The following is a 19155-nucleotide window of genomic DNA, read 5'->3' as shown; positions in this document are numbered from 1 at the left end:
AGGATAAGCCTGCGGCAGGGTGCCGCAGACTGGAAGAGGAGAAAGGCCCGCAGCGGGCAGCCCGGCTGCGGGTTTTTCTGTATGCATCGCCCAAGTCCGGGTGGATTTACCGGATCGCCACCTTGTACTGCCGCAGCCAGGTATCGACCTGCGCCAGATAGGCGAAGAGCTGGGGGCCGGTCATCAGCTGTCCGAACCACGGAAGATCGAACTTGCCGCCGTCGTCCTCGGCGAGGGCCCGGATTTTGGCGACATCGATGAACTGCAGCAGCGGGGAGGACGAATCGTCCAGAATCTCCAGCACCCACGAGCGGACCGCAGCCAGATAGTTCGGGTTGTGCGTTTTCGGATAGGGGCTTTTTTTGCGTGTCAGCACATCCTCGGGAAGGACACCCCGCAGCGCCTTGCGGAGAATACCCTTCTCCCGGTCGCCGCTCGTCTTGATCTCCCAAGGGATGTTCCACACGTACTCCACCAGCCTGTGGTCGCAGAACGGCACGCGCACCTCGAGCCCGACGGCCATGCTCATGCGGTCCTTGCGGTCGAGCAGCGTCGGCATGAAGCGGGTGATATTAAGGTACGACATCTCCCGCATCCGGTTCTGCTGCTGGTTCTCGCCGGCCAGACGGGGCACCTCGGAGAGGGCCTGCCGGTAGCGCTCCTTGACATACTGCTCGGGCTTCACCCAATCGACGAAGTCCTTCGAGAGCAGGTTCACGCGGTCCGGTGTGGCGAGCGACCACGGGAACGTGTCGGCGTTCAGGGCTTCCTCGCGGTGGAACCACGGATAGCCCCCGAAGATCTCGTCGGCGGCTTCGCCCGAGATCGCCACGGTCGCATGCTTCTTGATCTCCCGGCAGAACAGGTACAGCGAACCGTCGACATCGGCCATGCCCGGCAGGTCGCGCGCGCTGACCACCTGGCGCAGCGCCTCGACGAGCTCCGGCGTATCGAATTCGATCGGGTGGTGCACGGTGCCGAGGTGATCGGTCATCCGCTGAATCCACGGAGCGTCCGCGTTCGGCTGGAAGGCGTTCGCCTTGAAGTGCTTGTCGTTGTCAACGTAGTCGACGGAGAATGTATGGAGGGTGCCGAGGCCCTGGTCTTTATAGTAGGATGCCGCCAGGGAGGTCAGCGCGCTGGAGTCGAGGCCGCCGGAGAGCAGGGTGCACACCGGCACGTCGGAGGCAAGCTGGCGGATGACCGTGTCCCGCAGCAGCTCCTGCACCTTGGCCGCCGTCGCTTCCACGTCGTCCTCATGCGGCCGGCTCTCGAGCTTCCAGTAGGCACGGATGCGCAGGCCGTTCGCGTCCAGGGTGAGGCAGTGGCCGGGCTTCAGCTCGGTGAGGTTCTTGTAGACTCCATGCCCCGGCGTGCGTGCGGGTCCTACCGCGAAGATCTCCGCGAGGCCTTCCCCGTTGATCTGGGCGGGAAAGTCCGGATGCGCCAAAATCGCCTTCGGCTCCGAACCGAACAGCAGCCGGCCTTCCGTATACGCATAAAAGAACGGCTTGACCCCAAGCCGGTCCCGGGCTGCAAAGAGCGATTGCTCCTCGTTGTTCCAAGCGGCAAAAGCGAAGATGCCGTTAAACCGGTCTACACAGCCCGGGCCCCACTCGACATAGGCGGCCAGCAGCACTTCCGTATCGCAGGTCGTCCGGAAGCGGTGGCCGCGTTCTTCGAGTTCCTTCTTGAGCTCCGGTGCGTTATAAAGCTCCCCGTTGTACACAACGGCGAACGTGTTCTCGCCCACTTTGCGCGTCATCGGCTGGGCACCGTTCGCGGGGTCCATGACGCTGAGGCGCCGGTGGCCAAGCGCGCAGCGGGGCACGATCCAGGTTCCGGCCGCGTCCGGGCCGCGCGGTGCCAGCGTATCCGTCATATTCTCGAGAACGGACGGATGCTGGGTCAAATCCTTGTTCCAATCGATCCATCCCGTGATTCCACACATAGCCTTCATCCTCTCTGCTCTCTAGAATGTCTCGGCCCTACGGCTGCATGCGACAGCAAGATGATAAAGGTTATGCGGGACGAAAGCGGAACATGTCTGTCCCTCCCCGCCTTTCGGCCCAAAAACTTGCCGAAGAAATGGACAAACCGTCGAAGAAAAGTTACACTATCTGAAGAGCGCAATGGATCATCAAACACGCAAAGGTGGATTACGTATGAAAAAAGCGTTATCACAGCAACAAAAAGAATATAAAGAAGCCAAAGAACACTTCGAACAAACCAACAAGGACTTCGAGCAGAAGCTGGCGGCGACCAAGCTGCTTGGCACTGTGAACCAGGAGACCATGGAGCGTTTGGTCGAAGATACGGGTCTGCATACGGCGCTCAACCGTCTCGGTGCCGCCGAATCCGCTCTGCTGAAGTGGTCCAAAGAGATGATCAAGAAGGAAAAGGACTATCTGCAGAACAAGGAAGCGGTAGACCGCATGTATGCCTTCATCGACAAAAACCCGCACATTAAGGCCCAGCTTATTCAAGCGGCCATGAATATGAACTGATTTTATTTTTTATTTGGCAACAACCCCTTCACGCCGATCGATCTCACGGCAGCCGGGATGCTGAGAACCAGCATCCCGGCTGCTTTTTTGTTGCTGCGCCCCGGAACCCGGGCAGCGCCTCCGCCGCCGCGGAAGGCGGGCCCTGAAATCCGTCCTTGAACATCGCATAGGAACTTCGCGATTCCGGCATCCTACACGGGAAGAGGCAAGGAACATTATGGATGCGGAGGCGGAAGGAGGAGAGGCGGGATGTATACGGGGATTTCCATGCTTCAGGTAGCCATGATTTTGATGGCGTCCGTAGGGCTGATGAACCATGTGCTTGTCATTCCGGCCGTACTGGATACGGCAGGACGGGATGCCTGGCTCTCCGCTTTGGCCTGCCTGCCCGTACTCCTGCTGTGGACCGTCTGTCTCATTGTGATCGTGAAGCGCAGCGGAGGGCGGCCGCTGCTGGAGTGGGTCCGGGAGCGGACCGGGCGCGCCGTCTCCGGCCTGCTCCGTCTGGTGCTCATCCTGTATCTCCTCCTGGCGGTCTTCATTACGGTCAAAGATACGGTGGTCTGGGCGGCGACATCCTACCTCCCCGAGACCCCGGTGCTGTCGCTGGCCGTGCTGCTCCTGCTGCTCTGCTTCGTGGCGGCCCGCTCCGGGATTCTCTGCATTGCGGTGATGACGGGCATCCTGCTGCCGGTCATCGTGGCGCTGGGCTGGTTCGTCGCCTTCGGCAATATTCCGAATAAGGATTACTCCCTGCTGTTTCCCCTGATGGAGGAGGGGGGGGCGCCTTTTGTCCGCGGCATGATCCTGTCCCTGGGGGCCCAGGCCGAATTCGTTCTGTTCGTCTTCCTGCAGCATCATATCCGCACGTCCGTCCGGTGGTGGCACCTGGCTCTGCTCGTTGTGATCCTGGTCGGCCTTACCGTAGGCCCCGTCACCGGCTCGATCGCCGAATTCGGCCCGGTGGAGTCCGCCAAGCAGCGTTATCCCGCCTTCGAGCAGTGGAAGCTGGTCAACTTCCGGGACAATGTGGAACGGCTGGATTTTCTGTCGATCTACCAGTGGTTCGCGGGTGCATTCATCCGGGTTTCGACGTATTACGTGCTGCTTATCGAGATGCTCCCGGTGAAGCGGCAGCGGACGGAGGATCTCCTTCTGCTCGGGCTGACGGGCATGCTTCTCGCACTCTGCGCGGTGCACTGGCCCGACGTGCTGTTCTACGAGTGGCTCAAAACCTGGTATCTTCCGGGCTCACTCATCGGCTGGGGGCTGTTGACGCTGCTGCTGCTGGGCATTGTGCTCTTCACGAAGAGAAAGGGGGGACGTACCCGTGATCACGCAAGGCTGGACTAGGGAGCGGCTGGAGGCGCTGTTCGTCCGCTGCCAGGATGTCAAGACGCATGGACTGCCGGGGGAAGAAGGTGTGCTGCTGTACTGCGAAGGGCTGGCCGGCACCGAACGGCTCGTCGAGAACCTGTCGGCGGGCCTGGAGGAGCGGATCAAGGAGGCTCGAATATGGCTTCCGCTGCCTGTGGAGCGTCTGTCGCCGGGGATCACGGGGGAGGCGCTGGCGGATCAGCTCTTCTCCGGCAAAGCGCTGCTCTATTTTGACGATTCGGGGGTGTTGTACAGTGTGGACTGCGCCGCCAGACCGGAGCGGACTCCGCAGGAGTCGACGACCGAGCCGACCAATTACGGGCCGAAGGACGGCTTTATCGAGCAGCTGACGGTGAATGTGGCGCTGATCCGCAAGCGGCTCAAGACGGAGAAGCTGGCGTGCGAGCAGATGGTGATCGGGACCCGGAGCCGGACCCGCGTCGCCCTGCTCTACATGGAAGATCTTCTCGAAGAGAGCACGCTGCTGCAGGTGCGCGAACGTCTGCATGCCATCGAAACCGGGGCGCTCATGACCAATGAACAGCTCAAGGTGATGCTGCAGCGCCCGGGGCTCGGCTTCCTGCCGATGATGTACAATACGACCCGGCCGGACATGGCGGTCGAGAGCCTGATGAACGGCCGGTTCGTCCTGCTCATGGACGGCATCCCGAATGCGCTGATCGCCCCCGTGAATCTGTCGTATCTGCTGACCGGCGCCGAGGACGCCCACATGCCGCTGGCCTTCAATTATGTGAGCATGCTCATGCGCAGATTCGGCTTCGTGGTGACGCTGCTGCTCCCGGGCTTCTGGACGGACACTGACGACCTATCACCAGGATCAGATTCCGTTTCCTCTGCTGGCGACGATCTCCGTACAGAACATGGGCACGCCGATAGAGGGGCCGCTGGAGCTGCTGCTCATGATGTTCATGTTCCAGCTGTTCCTCGAAGCGGGCATCCGCCTGCCGAGCACGCTCGGTCCTTCGATCTCCGTGGTGGGGGGGCTGATCATCGGCGATGCGATCATCAATGCGGGCCTTTCCTCCCCGGCGTCGCTGGTGGTGGCGGCGGTGACCTCGATCTCCCAGTTTGTGCTGTCGGGAGGCTTGTTCGGCGTCGGGGTGGGCCTCATCCGCATGTACGTCTTCCTGCTGTCGGCGGTCTTCGGGCTGTTCGGCTTCTTCACGGGAACCTTCTCGGTGCTCGTGTACATGGCGAATCTCCGATCCTTCGGCGTCCCTTTCCTGTCGCCGTTCTCCCCTCCGGTCTGGAAGGACCTGCGCTTCGTGTTCTCCCGGATGCCGAGGGGCGAGGAGCGCCGGCGGCCGGAGGCTCTGAAGTTCCATCTGCCGAGCAAACGGGATGGGGCGGGGGAGGGAGAGGCGTGAAGAGTTTATGGAACGTGAAGGGGTTACGGAAAAGAGGGTTATCCCTTCTGCGTCTGCCTGCGCTTCTACTGCCCGTCCTTCTCCTCTCCGGCTGCTGGAACGCCAACGATGTGGATGAGCTTGATTACGTCAATGCCGTGGGGATCGACTATCTTCCGGAGGAGAAGCAGTTTGTGGTGTATGCGCAGCTCATTTCCTTCTCCAAGGTCGCCAAGGGAGAGGGAAATCAGGATGTGAAGCCCGTTCCGGCCTGGATTGCCGAAGGACGGGGCAAGAGCTACGTCGAAGCCGTGGGCCGGATCATGGCGAATTCCGAGCACAAGCTGTACTGGGGGCATGTAACCTCGCTGCTGCTCGGGGATACGCTGCTGCGGATGACCAACGTCTCCGATGTGCTCGAATCCTTTTTCCGCTACTATGAGATGCGCTATACGATGTGGGTGTTCGGGACACGCGACAGCATCCCGGCGCTGTTCATCGCCTCTCCGAATTTCGAGCGCACCCGCCTCGGCATGATTCTGCATTCGCCGGAGGACAATTATTTCGCCTCGTCGAGCATCCGTCCGATCCGGCTGAGCCGCTTCATGGCCGGTTTTTATGAGCCGTACCGCTGCGTCCTGCTGCCCTCGGTCTCCCTCTCGAAGGAGTACTGGAAGAAAAACCTGGAGCCGGTCCCCTCCCAGCGCATCAGCGGAGCCTATCTAATCCAGGGGCAGAAAACCTTGGGAGCTCTTTCGATGGAGCAGCTTCAAGGGCTGCACTGGCTGGAGCGGACCACCCACAGGGCCTGGCTGGATATTGAAGAGGGGGGAGAAGAGACCGCGATCCTGCGGATGCGCAAACCCCGTTACACGATCATCGAGGGCGAGGAGAACGGAGCGCCGGTCTACGACCTGGAGGTATCCGTGCAGGGCACGGTATCCGAGCTCAAGCGTCCCATGACCGAGGAGGAGCTGGCCGGCAAGGCCGCCCGGCTCATTGAGGAAGAGATCCGCCGGACCTATGCGGCGGGCCTGAAGCTGAAGGGGGATCTGTACGGGCTGCAGCAGCACCGGTACCGGACCGCCGCCGTTCTGCCGCCCCGCCGGAAGGCGGAGCTCGCGGCAGAGAAGCTAAAGGAGAGCTCGCTGCGGCAGATCCGCGTCAAGCCCTACATCGTTTCGGGGGGCAAGTATACGCTGGAGAGGTATAATCAGCGGTAAGGGCGGTGCAGAGCCCACGGCCTGATAAGGAAAGTGGAAAGGACGACATACGGCAGATGCTGCGGAGAGCACATAGGGGTGTGTACTGGGGATGCGGAGGGATGACGGGCTCTTGGCTGCCCGTCCGGGCGGGCGCTTTACCTGCCTCCTGGACCGGGTCCCCCTTTCTGCAGCCGGGCTTGGAGCGGAGCGGTCGGAGGGGCCTCGGCTTTGCTTTCACGGCCTATTTCGGGTACACTGGCTTTCATAGATGCCCTAGCGGGAAGGACGGTGTAAGATGAGCGGGCAGCCAAGCGACAACGTCATTCTGTTTCCGAAGACGGTTGAATACTACCAATTCGAGCTGACCCGGCTGCTCGAATCCGAGCGGTACGGGGAGACGACCCGGCTGCTGCAGTTTCTCCTCTCCTGCAGGACAGGCGACGAGAAGGCCCGGGAGGAATGGCAGTCGCTCCTCGACTGGCTTCAGATGATGTTTCCGGATGCTGCTTTTCACGGGGAAGGGAACCCGGGAACGGACGAGGACCCAGAGTGGGATGAAGAGGAGCTGCTGCGGCAGCACCTGAACGGCAGGCACGAAGACAGCGGGGAGTACGCCGAGAAGCTGCTGGAGCACCTGATGAACCAGGAAGCGGTGGATAAACAGCTGCTGGCGCTCGACCAGCTGGCGTTCCTGGATCACCCGGCCATTGATGACGCGCTGCTCGAATGGGTTGCGGAGCGGCCGATGCATCCCCTGATCCAGTTCAAAACCCTGCAGACGCTGCGCAAACGGGGCGTCAGCGGGACCCTAGCCCTGAGCAAAAACGGGGAGAGCACGGAGATCGAGATCGAAGAGACGCCGGCGGGCTTCGACCAGTTCCCGGCGCAGATTCAGGAGATAATCGCAAGAGTGCAGGAAATCAGCGAGATGCAGTATCCGGCCTTATCTTATTTTGCTGCGGAGACGTGGAATGAGTTTCTGGCGTTCGTGTACGGCACCTCGGCCTACCGCCAGATGCTGAAGCAGGACCCCGCCTGTGTGGATGTATGGGCGGCCGCGCTCCACCTGACCCTTCTCGAGAAGGTTTTCGACGGAGGGGACCGGGCGGAGATTTTTGAATTGTACGGGATTACAAGCGATCTCATGTTCCAGTGGGAGCAGGCCTACCGGACGATGCAGCTCTTCGCCCAGACGATGTTCAGCCGGAGACCGTGAGGCTCCGCCGCTGCGGGCTGAAAGCGCCTTAAGGACAAGCCTTGAAAAGCCGTTATATAATGGTTATAATGGAATGGTTATATTGGCAGGCTCGTCCGTGGCAGTTTCATGGCACTGCCGCGTGACAAAATTGCGATGGATAATTTTTGGAGGGGAAAGCATAAAATGAAAGCAAGCTGGGAAAAGATAGAGAAGAACGTTGGAGTTCTTGATATTGAAGTCGAAGCGGAACAGGTGGCCGCCGCTCTGGACAAGGCATTCAAGAAAGTCGTACAAAAAGTGAACGTCCCGGGTTTCCGCAAGGGCAAAGTGCCTCGCGCTATTTTTGAATCCAAATTCGGCGTGGAGAGCCTGTATCAAGACGCTCTGGATTTCATCGTTCCCGATGCTTATGTAGCCGCTGTGAACGAGACGGGCATCGAGCCTGTAGACCGTCCTGAAGTAGACGTTGAGCAGTTCGCGAAAGGCCAGACGCTGAAGTTCAAAGCGAAGGTTGTCGTGAAGCCTGAAGTGGAGCTCGGCGAGTACAAAGGCCTTGAACTCGAGTCCGTATCTTCCGAAGTTTCGGCTGAAGAAGTGCAAGAGGAACTCCAAAAAATGCAAAACCGTCACGCCGAGCTGGTTCCAGTTGAAGAAGGCGCTGCACAAAACGGCGATGTCGTTGTGATTGACTTCGAAGGTTTTGTTGACGGCGTAGCATTCGAAGGCGGCAAAGCCGAGAGATATTCCCTCGAGCTTGGCTCCGGCAGCTTCATCCCTGGCTTCGAAGAGCAGGTAGTCGGCCTTGAGAAGGGCGGCGAGAAGGATATCACGGTAACCTTCCCTGAGAACTACCACTCCGAAGAGCTCAAAGGCAAAGAAGCGGTATTCAAGATCGTACTGCACGACATCAAGCGCAAGAACCTGCCTGAGCTTGACGATGAGTTCGCGAAGGACGTAAGCGAGTTCGAAACGCTGGACGAGTACAAAGCCGATCTCCAGAAGAAGCTTCAAGAGCGCAAAGAGAACGAAGTGAAGTCCAAGAAGGAAGCTGACGCAGTAGAGAAAGTCGCTGCATCCGCTACAGTGGACATCCCGGAAGTCATGATCAATGACGAAACCGAGCAAATGCTGAAGGAATTCGAAAACCGTCTGCGTACGCAAGGCATGAACATTGACATGTACTACCAGTTCACCGGCCAAAGCGCTGAAGACCTCAAGGGCCAAATGCGCGGCGACGCTGAGAAGCGCGTCCGCAACAACCTGGTTCTTGAAGCCGTCGCGAAGAAGGAAGGCATCGAGGTAACCGAGGAAGAGATCAACGCCGAGTTCGAGAACCTGGCCGGCATGTACGGCCGTTCCGCAGCCGAGATCCGCAGCATCTTCACTTCCAACGGCAACCTGTCCACGCTGCTGGCTGACATCATCACCCGCAAGACCGTGGCATTCCTGGTTGACAACAGCAAATCGGCTTAAGCTTAGGTCCGCCTAACGCTTACCGCGTACTATAGAGATAGAAACAAAGGCACGTGTGTTCCACAAGCGTGCCTTTGTTTTACCCTAAAAACGCGGATTACCCCGACGCCCCCGAACACGGGAGCCCATATGGCTGCAGCCGGCGTTTCAAAACACCCCATAAGTGGTACATAGAACATAAGCACTTGAGCCATACTGATCCATACATATGAAGTATCCGTAAGTACATAGGAAGACATAGGATTTTGCCGCTGTCTGCTGTTCGTCCGCCCCCGATAGGGATGTGCCGCCCAGCAGCCATTTTCGTCTCTAAGGCACGGCTGTCTCGCTTTCCTGCTCTTCGGTTTCGCGCCCGGAGGAACGGACGGGCTATGAAGCCGCCGGTTTTCCGCTCTTCGGCTTCGCGCCATGAAGCCGCTGGTTTCCCGTTACCCGCCCACCGTGAAGCGTGTCCTTAGTGCCGGCTTGCCCGAGGGGCAAACCGGCACTAAGGACGGACGCGATCCCCCGCCGCACCCGCTTCGAAGCGACTCTCCTGTCCCGCCGACGTTCCTTGAACTTAGCGGGGTCCAGGGGCGGCAGCCCATGGGGTCCCCCTTGGAAGGGGGATTTAGGGGGATGTTGGGCTTTTACCAAAGATTTGTGCTACAATACGAAGGTAAGGCACATAACGCACTGTATTTCATGGAGTAAAGGGGTTGGAATAGATGACTCTGGTACCAATGGTTGTGGAACAAGAAGGCCGCGGCGAGCGCTCTTATGATATTTATTCGCGTTTGCTCAAGGACCGTATTATCTTTTTGGGCAGCGCAATTGACGATGACGTCGCAAACCTGGTCATTGCCCAACTGCTGTTCCTAGCGGCAACGGATCCGGATAAGGACATCCATCTGTACATTAACTCGCCGGGTGGTTCGGTAACCGCCGGGATGGGTATTTATGATACAATGCAATTTATCAAACCGGACGTTTCGACCATCTGCGTAGGCCTCGCGGCCAGCATGGGCTCGCTTCTGCTGACAGCCGGCGCACCGGGCAAGCGCTTTGCTCTGCCGAACAGCGAAGTGATGATTCACCAGCCGCTCGGCGGCGTGCGCGGCCAGGCGTCGGATATCAAGATCCACGCCGACTGGATCATCAAGACGAAGCGCAAGCTCAATGAAATCTATGTGGCGCGTACGGGACAGCCTTACGATAAAATCGAACGCGACACCGACCGAGACAACTTCATGAGCGCGGCTGAAGCCAAAGAGTACGGGCTCATTGATGCGGTCATCACTCGCAGTGACCTGACCTAGAAAAGGAGTGATCCCATGTTTAAATTTAACGATGAAAAAGGTCAGCTGAAATGCTCCTTCTGCGGCAAGTCGCAGGAACAGGTGCGCAAGCTGGTAGCCGGCCCCGGCGTTTATATATGCGACGAGTGCATTGAGCTCTGCACCGAAATCGTGGAAGAGGAGCTCGGCCACGAGGAAGAGCTGGACCTCAAGGACGTACCGAAGCCGATGGAGATCCGGGCGATCCTGGATTCCTACGTCATCGGCCAGGAGCAGGCGAAGAAATCCCTCTCCGTAGCCGTATACAACCACTACAAGCGGATCAACTCCCAGCAGGGCAAGGTGGAGGACGTTGAGCTTCAGAAGTCCAACATCGTGCTTGTCGGCCCGACAGGAAGCGGGAAGACGCTTCTGGCCCAGACGCTGGCGAAGATTCTCAACGTTCCGTTTGCTATCGCCGACGCCACTTCCCTCACGGAAGCCGGCTATGTGGGCGAGGACGTCGAGAACATCCTGCTGAAGCTGATCCAGGCGGCGGATTATGCGTGGAGAAGGCAGAGCGCGGCATCATCTATATCGACAGAATCGATAAAGTGGCCCGCAAGTCCGAGAACCCGTCGATTACCCGTGACGTGTCCGGCGAAGGCGTACAGCAGGCGCTCCTGAAGATCCTCGAAGGCACGGTAGCTTCCGTTCCTCCGCAGGGCGGCCGCAAGCACCCGCATCAGGAATTCATCCAGATCGATACGACGAACATCCTGTTCATCTGCGGCGGTGCCTTTGACGGCCTCGAGCAGATCATCAAGCGCCGGATCGGCAAGAAAGTCATCGGCTTCGGCACGGACGGCTTCAAAGCCGACCTGAAGCCAGGGGAGTACCTCTCTTTGGTGCTGCCTGAGGACCTTCTGAAGTTCGGCCTCATTCCGGAATTCGTCGGCCGTCTTCCGGTCATCTCGACCCTCGAGCCGCTCGATGAAGCAGCGCTCGTCCGGATCCTGACCGAGCCGAAGAACGCCCTGGTGAAGCAGTATCAGAAGCTGCTTGACATGGATAACCTGACGCTCGAATTCGATGCGGAAGCGCTGGAAGAGATCGCGAAGGAAGCGATCAAGCGCAACACCGGCGCACGGGGCCTGCGTGCCATCATCGAGGGCATCATGCTCGACGTGATGTACGAAGCGCCTTCCCGCGGCGAGAATTCGAAGTGCATCGTAACGAAAGAAGCGGTGCAGGCGAAGATCGCTCCGCAGATTACGGCGGTCGATGCGCAGTCCGTGAAGAAGAAAGAAGAAAGTGCGTAAGCGCGGCCTGCCGCGTGAGCGTGTAATACTATAAGACCAAACACCTCCAATCCGAAGCTGTTCGGTGCCCAGGAAGATCTTTCCGGGGCATGTCTTCGGAGCGGAGGATGTTTGGTATCATGGGAGAGAAAACAATACATGTTTCATAGAACTGAGACGGTACCGGTCCGGGTCGGGAACCTGACGATCGGCGGCAGCAACGACGTGATCATCCAGAGCATGTGCACCACGAAGACGGCCGATGTGAAGGCGACGGTCGCCGAGATCCACCGGCTCGAGGAGGCGGGGTGTCAGATCGTCCGCGTCACTGTGAATAACAAAGAAGCGGCCGAGGCGATCAAGGAGATCAAGAAGCAGATTTCGATTCCCCTGGTAGCGGACATTCACTTCGACCACCGCCTGGCCCTGATGGCCATTGAGAACGGCATCGACAAAGTCCGGATCAACCCGGGCAACATCGGCCGCCGCGAGAAGGTGGAGGCCGTGGTGAAGGCCTGCAAGGAGAGAGGAATTCCGATCCGGATCGGCGTCAACGCCGGCTCCCTGGAAAACCATCTGCTCGAGAAGTACGGCTACCCTACGCCGGAAGCGATGGTAGAGAGTGCACTTTACCATATCGGGATCCTGGAAGAGCTCGATTTCCGGGACATCATCGTATCGCTCAAAGCTTCTGACGTACCGATGGCCATTGCGGCCTACACCAAAGCGGCTTCCGCCTTCAAGTACCCGCTGCACCTCGGGATCACCGAAGCCGGTACGCTCTTCTCCGGTACGGTCAAGAGTGCTGCGGGTCTGGGCGCCCTGCTCAGCATGGGCATCGGCTCGACGATCCGGATCTCCCTCAGTGCCGACCCGGTCGAAGAGGTGAAGGTGTGCCGCGAGCTGCTGAAGAGCTTCGGACTGATTACGAATGCGGCGACGCTCGTATCCTGCCCGACCTGCGGACGTCTCGACATCGACCTCTTCTCCATCGCCAACGAAGTGGAAGCTTACATCTCGAAGCTCAAGGTGCCGATCAAGGTGTCGGTGCTGGGCTGCGCGGTGAACGGTCCCGGTGAAGCGCGTGAAGCGGATATCGGCATCGCGGGCGCACGGGGAGAAGGAATGCTGTTCCGGTACGGGCAGATGATCCGCAAGGTACCGGAAGCCGAACTGCTGAACGAGCTTAAGAAGGAGATCGATATCATCGTCGAACACTTCGAGCGGACCGGGGAGATTCCAGGCCGCAAGCATCACGCCGGCGTATAACGGACCGGCTCCCTGGCATAACCAAGCAACAAAGACGAAGTCCTGTACGACCGAGGAGCTGCTGCAGCTCCGGCGTACAGGGCTTTTTTATTTTACGGTTCCCGCGGGCTTCTGCGGCCTGTATGGCTGAATCATGCATAAAGAGGGAGGGGATAGGAAATAACAGGGAGAGCAGCGAGGAAGAGGAGGAGGGATGGCATGAAACAACATTGGATCGCCTTAACGCTGGGGGCCGTGCTGGCGGCAGCCGTCATCAGTCCGGTCACCCATGCGGAGGAACCGGCGCAGAGGCGGGTGGCCGTCGTGATCGATGACTTCGGGAACAGTATGACGGGGACGGAGCAGATGTTCGAGCTGTCGATACCTTTCGCCGCAGCCGTGATGCCTTTCCTGCCCAGCACCAAATCGGATGCGGAGAAGGCTCATTCGCTCGGCAAGGAAGTGCTCGTTCATCTGCCGATGGAGCCCCGCAAGGGCAAGGCCAGCTGGCTGGGCCCCGGAGCCATTACGACCCGGCTGACGGACGAGGAGATCCGGGAGCGGGTCATCGCCGCCATTGAAGATGTGCCGCATGCCATTGGCCTCAACAATCATATGGGCTCCCGGGCTACGGCGGACGAGCGGGTGATGCGCGTGGTGCTCGAGGTATGTGCCGAGAGAGGGCTGTTTTTCCTGGACAGCCGGACAACGGACAAGAGTGTGGTGCGCAAGCTCTCCAAGGAGCTTGGCGTGAAGACCGCGGAGAACCATATTTTCATGGACGACATCTATACGCGCAGTCATATCCTGAAGCAGGCGCTGAAGGTCCAGAAGCATGTCAAAAGCCATGAGGTGACGGTGCTCATCGGTCATGTGGGACCGCCGGGCAAACATACGGCCTCCGTATTGAAGGAGTCCATCCCGGTGCTGCAGGGACAGGGAGCGGTATTTGTCCCTATATCCCAGACGATGCACATTCCATAGGACGGGGTGACCCCGAGCCGGATTCTTGCGAAGAATCCGGCTTCTTCGCATGCGCTGCAGAGCCGCTCAGCGGGCATGCACGTCGAGGTAGGTTCTCACCCCGGCCGCGATGCGCTCTGCAATCTTCTGCTGCGAAGCGGCATCCAACAGGAGCCGCCGGTCCTCCTCGTTGGTGAGGTAGCCCATCTCCACAATGACGGAAGGGGCCTTCACGTGCTTCATCAAATAATAGGAGCGGCCGTAAACCGGCTCCGTATCGGTGCCGTAGAGCGGGTTCAACGCTTCCTGCAGGCAGAGCGCGAGCTTCCGGCTCTCCTTGCCTTTCTGGTGGATGAGCAGGGCTCCCCGCTTGGATGAATTTTTCGCGGAGTTCACATGGAGCGAGATCATCACCTTGGGGCTCACTTCCTTCGCCAGGTGGCTGCGCTGGGCAAGGTCCTTGAGATGCCGCGAGCGGCTGTTCAGCCAGTGGTTGTCGCTGCTCAGGGCATAATCGCCCACACGATTCAGCAGCACGGTATAACCGCTGCCCCGCAGCGCGTCATAGGTCCGGCGGGCGATCTCCAGGTTGATGTTTTTTTCCAGAATATCACCGTATACGGTTCCGCCGTCCACCCCTCCGTGTCCGACGTCAATGAGGATGTCGGTCTGGGACAGGGCTGGATGATCCGCCCGGATCTCGGGCAGCAGAAGCTGGTCCACCATGGGCCAAGGGGGGGATTCCGGCATGTCCGCCGGTTCGAAGCCCGGAAGGATCCCGGCCGCCAGCCCGGCCAGCAGCAGGCTCCCTATCCTTTGTCGTACGGGTGTGCGTGGTTTCACCGTGTCCTTCCTCCTTTGGGTTGAAGACTTCAAGCTTGGATTGCAGTTAATACCGGGACTGTCTTAGGTTCCCCCAAAAAGTTTCTCCCTTCCGCGGGATTAATGCTTCCATCCGAGGGCAATACTACCAAATATATAATTGAATGGTTGCGGCTGTCCGGACTGCCGGATGGGCTGCGACGATGGGAGGCCTGATGTCCTTGAGTATCACTGTTGTAATGATGGTCGTTCAGCTGTTTTTCGCCATTGTTATCGGGATGTATTTCTGGAATTTGCTGCGCAACCAACAGACGAACCGCACCGCTGTGGATAAAGAATCGAAGAAAGAGCTCGAGAAGCTGCGCAAGCTCCGCTCCATCTCCCTGAACAAGCCCCTTGCAGAGAAAACGAGACCTTCGGCGATGGAAGACATCGTAGGCCAAAAGGAAGGTCTGCGCGCATTGAAAGCAGCCTTGTGCGGAGCCAATCCGCAGCACGTCATCGTATACGGTCCTCCGGGGGTGGGGAAAACCGCGGCTGCCCGGGTCATTCTCGAAGAAGCGAAGAAAAATCCGGAGTCGCCGTTCCGCCCGGATGCGAAGTTCCACGAGATCGATGCGACCACCGCCCGCTTCGACGAGCGGGGCATTGCAGACCCGCTGATCGGCTCCGTTCACGATCCGATCTATCAGGGGGCCGGCGCCATGGGCGTTGCCGGCATTCCCCAGCCGAAGCCGGGGGCAGTAACCAAGGCGCACGGCGGCATTTTGTTTATTGACGAGATCGGTGAATTGCATCCGCATCAGATGAATAAATTATTAAAGGTACTGGAGGACCGCAAGGTCTTCCTGGAGAGCGCCTATTACAATTCCGAGGATTCCAATGTCCCCGGTTACATTCATGATGTGTTCCAGAACGGGCTTCCTGCGGACTTCCGTCTGGTCGGGGCGACGACCCGCAATCCCCAGGAGCTGCCGCCGGCGATCCGCTCGCGCTGCATGGAGATCTACTTCCGTCCACTGCTGCCGGGTGAGATTGGGGATATTGCCACGAAGGCGCTGCAGAAGATCGGCTTCCCGGTCAGCGAGCCGGCGATCGAAGTCGTGAAGAAGTACGCGACCAACGGGCGTGAAGCCGTCAATGTCATCCAGCTCGCGGCAGGCATGGCCCTGACGGACCAGCGGCGGGAAGTCACCGCAGCGGACATCGAGTGGGTCGTGAATTCCTCGCAGATCCCTCCGCGTCCCGAGAAGAAGATTTCCGGGCAGCCGGAAGTGGGGCTGGTCAACGGGCTGGCGGTCTACGGACCGAATCTCGGCACGCTGATGGATATCGAGGTGACCGCCATTCCGGCCGCGGAGCCGGGCGCAGGCCAGTTCACGATCACGGGCGTCGTGGATGAGGAGGAGATGGGAGGCGGCTCCCGGACGCTGCGCCGTAAGAGCATGGCGAGGGGTTCCGTGGAGAACGTCTTGACGGTACTCCGCCGGCTGAACATCAAGCCTTACAATTACGATCTCCATATCAATTTCCCCGGGGGCACGCCGATTGACGGCCCGTCTGCCGGTGTATCCATGGCGGTAGCCATCACTTCGGCCATCCGCGGAGTGCCCGTCGACAACCATCTGGCAATGACAGGCGAAATTTCCATTCACGGACGGATCAAGCCGGTGGGGGGCGTTATCGCCAAGGTGGAAGCGGCCTTTCAGGCCGGGGCGACGAAGGTCATCATTCCGAAGGAAAACTGGCAGGAGATCTTCGCGGGGCTGAACGGGCTGCAGGTCATTCCGGTCGAGTCGATCGAAGAGGCGCTGCACCATGCCCTTGGCCAGGAATTTGTTCTGACGGAGGAGACGGTGGCCCTGCCGCAGGACGGCATGTCTCCCGCTTCCGTTACGATTCTGCACGCCGATGCGCCCTGATCCGGGGCGTACGGCGTCTCTCTTTTTCTCCGGACGGGAACAGAGCCTCATTGGTGTTTTGAAAGGGATTTTGTTAAAATGAGATTTACAGCATTGTACCCTTAGTCTGGAGGTGCTCGTCGGGATGGGACCGAGTAAACATAAAACGCGGCGTCTGCCGCTGCTGCCGCTTCGGGGGCTGCTCGTATATCCGAGTATGGTGCTTCACTTGGACGTCGGCAGGGAGAAGTCGGTTCGCGCCCTGGAGAAGGCCATGGTCGAGGACAGCATGATTCTCCTCTGCTCGCAGTCGGAAGTGAACATCGAGGAACCGAAGACCGAGGACATCTACCGGATCGGCACCATCGCGAAAGTCCGGCAGATGCTGAAGCTGCCCAACGGGACGATCCGTGTGCTGGTCGAGGGCGTCATCCGGGCCGAAATCACCGAGTTTCTGAGCAACGAAGAATATTACGAAGTGACGGTGAAGGAACTGCCTGAGCTGGAGACATCCGATCCCGAGATCGATGCGCTTATGCGGACGGTTCTGAACCAGTTCGAGCATTATATCAACCTATCGAAGAAAGTGACGCCGGAGACTCTTGCGGCGGTTTCCGATATCGATGAACCGGGCCGTCTGGCCGATGTCATCTGCAGTCATCTGTCGCTTAAGATCAAAGACAAGCAGGAGATTCTCGAAACCGTCAACGTGAAGGACCGCCTGGAGAAGCTGCTGGCGATTCTGAACAACGAGCGGGAAGTGCTCGAGCTCGAGCGCAAGATCTCCCAGCGCGTCAAGAAGCAGATGGAGAAGACGCAGAAGGAATACTATCTCCGCGAGCAGATGAAAGCCATCCAGAAGGAGCTCGGCGACAAGGAAGGCCGCGCGGGCGAAGTGGAGGATCTGCGCAGCCAGCTGGCCGAGAGCGGCGTGCCGGAGAAGGTGCGCGAGAAGATCGAGAAGGAGATCGACCGGCTCGAGAAGATGCCGGCGACTTCGGCGGAAGGCTCCGTCATCCGCAATTACATCGACTGGCTGCTCGGCCTGCCTTGGAACAACGAGACGGAAGACGACCTCGACATCCAGAAGGCCGAAGAGATCCTGAACGAGGATCATTATGGCCTCGAGAAGCCCAAGGAGCGTGTCCTGGAGTACTTGGCGGTGCAGAAGCTCGTCAAGAAGCTCAAGGGGCCGATTCTGTGCCTTGCGGGGCCTCCGGGGGTCGGTAAAACGTCCATCGCGCGTTCCATCGCCAGATCGCTCGGCCGTGAATTCGTCCGGATCTCGCTCGGCGGCGTCCGGGACGAGGCGGAGATCCGCGGTCACCGCCGCACCTATGTCGGTGCGATGCCGGGCCGGATTATCCAGGGGATGAAGACGGCGGGGACGAACAACCCGGTGTTCCTGCTCGACGAGATTGATAAGATGGCGATGGACTTCCGCGGCGACCCGGCTTCGGCCCTCCTCGAGGTGCTCGATCCGGAGCAGAACAGCACGTTCAGCGACCACTACATCGAGGTGCCGTTCGACCTGTCGAACGTCATGTTCATCACGACCGCGAACGTCATCCAGAACATTCCGCGTCCGCTGCTCGACCGGATGGAAGTGCTCTACATCCCGGGATATACCGAGGTGGAGAAGCTGCATATCGGCAAAAAGTATCTGCTGCCGAAGCAGCAGCGCGACCACGGTCTCGAGGACGGCCAGCTCGTCGTGGATGAAGCTGCCCTGATGCGTACGGTACGCGAGTACACCCGGGAAGCCGGGGTGCGGAATCTGGAGCAGCAGATCTCTTCGATCTGCCGCAAAGGGGCCAAACAGATCGTCGGCGGCGCATCGACCGTGCACGTGACGGCAGAGAACCTCAAGGATTTCCTTGGTAATCCGAAATTCCGATTCGGCATGGCCGAGGAGCGGGATCAAGTCGGAGCCGTTACGGGTCTTGCCTGGACCGAGGTCGGAGGCGATACGCTGGTCATCGAGGTCACCGTCATGCCGGGCAACGGCAAGCTGACCTTGACCGGTAAGCTTGGCGACGTCATGAAGGAATCCGCCCAGGCCGCCTTCAGTTACACCCGCTCGCGGGTGGAGCAGTTCCACATCCAGCCGGACTTCCATGAGAAGTTCGACATTCACATCCATATCCCGGAGGGGGCCATTCCGAAGGACGGTCCTTCCGCAGGCATCACGATGGGCACGGCGCTCATCTCCGCGCTGACCAACATCCCGGTCTCCCGTCATGTGGCCATGACCGGTGAAATCACGCTGCGCGGCCGGGTGCTGCCGATCGGCGGACTCAAGGAGAAATGCATGGCCGCTCACCGCGCCGGAATCCGTACGATCATCCTGCCGAAGGACAATGCCAAGGATATCGACGATATTCCGGAAAGCGTAAGGAATGAACTGACGTTCTATCCGGTGTCGCATATGGATGAAGTACTCGAGCATGCCCTGGTCAAACCGGCCAGAGTCTAGCATAGTCACTGCCGCCGGCCGGTGCGGAGCCCCTATTGGACGGCTCACCCGGCCGGCGGCC

At 59.4% G+C, this 19155-nt stretch carries 13 protein-coding genes and 2 pseudogenes; 13 read left to right on the top strand and 2 right to left on the bottom strand.

All coding sequences use genetic code 11. The features are described from left to right. Nucleotides 1–106: 106 nt before the first annotated feature. Entirely contained in the window at nucleotides 107–1951 is a 1845-nt protein-coding gene (gene asnB, locus PM3016_RS29720) for an asparagine synthase (glutamine-hydrolyzing) (RefSeq protein ID WP_013920158.1), read from the bottom strand. A gap of 214 nt (nucleotides 1952–2165) precedes the next feature. Between asnB and PM3016_RS29715 the strand changes: the two genes are divergently transcribed. The 11 genes and pseudogenes from PM3016_RS29715 (at nucleotide 2166) to PM3016_RS29670 (ending at nucleotide 13916) form a co-directional block, all read left to right on the top strand. Beyond that, nucleotides 2166–2507: a hypothetical protein gene (locus PM3016_RS29715; protein WP_013920157.1), complete on the top strand. Its 342-nt coding sequence runs from the start codon at nucleotides 2166–2168 to the stop codon at nucleotides 2505–2507. Nucleotides 2508–2756: 249 nt separating this feature from the next. Next, nucleotides 2757–3860, top strand: a complete 1104-nt coding sequence (locus PM3016_RS29710; protein WP_014371976.1) for an endospore germination permease — start codon at nucleotides 2757–2759, stop codon at nucleotides 3858–3860. Beyond that, nucleotides 3838–4638 (top strand): annotated as a pseudogene (locus PM3016_RS40955) (spore germination protein); the annotation flags it as partial. The gene PM3016_RS29710 and the pseudogene PM3016_RS40955, both read left to right, overlap by 23 nt. A 64-nt stretch (nucleotides 4639–4702) precedes the next feature. Further along, the gene (locus tag PM3016_RS40950) at nucleotides 4703–5272 is read left to right on the top strand and encodes a spore germination protein (protein ID WP_337999645.1); all 570 of its coding nucleotides are present in this window, start codon (nucleotides 4703–4705) and stop codon (nucleotides 5270–5272) included. After that, complete coding sequence (locus PM3016_RS40435) at nucleotides 5269–6474, top strand: Ger(x)C family spore germination protein (RefSeq protein ID WP_041619295.1); 1206 nt, start codon at nucleotides 5269–5271, stop codon at nucleotides 6472–6474. The genes PM3016_RS40950 and PM3016_RS40435 overlap by 4 nt, the downstream gene beginning before the upstream one ends. Before the next feature lie 277 nt (nucleotides 6475–6751). Next, complete coding sequence (locus PM3016_RS29695) at nucleotides 6752–7672, top strand: hypothetical protein (RefSeq protein ID WP_013920152.1); 921 nt, start codon at nucleotides 6752–6754, stop codon at nucleotides 7670–7672. Nucleotides 7673–7837: 165 nt separating this feature from the next. Next, on the top strand, nucleotides 7838–9127 hold the full coding sequence (gene tig, locus PM3016_RS29690) for a trigger factor (RefSeq protein ID WP_014371974.1): 1290 nt from the start codon (nucleotides 7838–7840) through the stop codon (nucleotides 9125–9127). 707 nt (nucleotides 9128–9834) lie between these two features. Next, nucleotides 9835–10425, top strand: coding sequence for an ATP-dependent Clp endopeptidase proteolytic subunit ClpP (clpP, locus tag PM3016_RS29685; protein ID WP_013920148.1), 591 nt, complete (start codon nucleotides 9835–9837; stop codon nucleotides 10423–10425). Between the two features lie 15 nt (nucleotides 10426–10440). Then, nucleotides 10441–11705, top strand: a pseudogene (gene clpX, locus PM3016_RS29680) (ATP-dependent protease ATP-binding subunit ClpX). A 138-nt stretch (nucleotides 11706–11843) separates the two neighbouring features. After that, complete coding sequence (gene ispG, locus PM3016_RS29675; protein ID WP_013920146.1) at nucleotides 11844–12953, top strand: flavodoxin-dependent (E)-4-hydroxy-3-methylbut-2-enyl-diphosphate synthase; 1110 nt, start codon at nucleotides 11844–11846, stop codon at nucleotides 12951–12953. A gap of 198 nt (nucleotides 12954–13151) precedes the next feature. Further along, a complete protein-coding gene (locus PM3016_RS29670) occupies nucleotides 13152–13916 on the top strand; it encodes a divergent polysaccharide deacetylase family protein (RefSeq protein ID WP_013920145.1) in 765 nt (254 codons plus the stop codon). Between the two features lie 66 nt (nucleotides 13917–13982). Here the strand turns inward: PM3016_RS29670 and PM3016_RS29665 are convergent, their stop codons facing one another. Next, complete coding sequence (locus tag PM3016_RS29665) at nucleotides 13983–14738, bottom strand: N-acetylmuramoyl-L-alanine amidase family protein (protein WP_014371973.1); 756 nt, start codon at nucleotides 14736–14738, stop codon at nucleotides 13983–13985. A gap of 194 nt (nucleotides 14739–14932) precedes the next feature. Between PM3016_RS29665 and lonB the strand changes: the two genes are divergently transcribed. Then, on the top strand, nucleotides 14933–16639 hold the full coding sequence (lonB, locus tag PM3016_RS29660; RefSeq protein ID WP_013920143.1) for an ATP-dependent protease LonB: 1707 nt from the start codon (nucleotides 14933–14935) through the stop codon (nucleotides 16637–16639). A gap of 124 nt (nucleotides 16640–16763) precedes the next feature. Then, complete coding sequence (gene lon, locus PM3016_RS29655) at nucleotides 16764–19094, top strand: endopeptidase La (protein ID WP_013920142.1); 2331 nt, start codon at nucleotides 16764–16766, stop codon at nucleotides 19092–19094. Nucleotides 19095–19155: the final 61 nt, after the last annotated feature.

Origin of the sequence: Paenibacillus mucilaginosus 3016, from assembly GCF_000250655.1 — a bacterium.
GTDB lineage: Bacteria > Bacillota > Bacilli > Paenibacillales > NBRC-103111 > Paenibacillus_G > Paenibacillus_G mucilaginosus.
The sequence above is the reverse complement of the archived record's forward strand: the minus strand, read 5'-3'. Positions and strand labels throughout refer to the sequence as shown.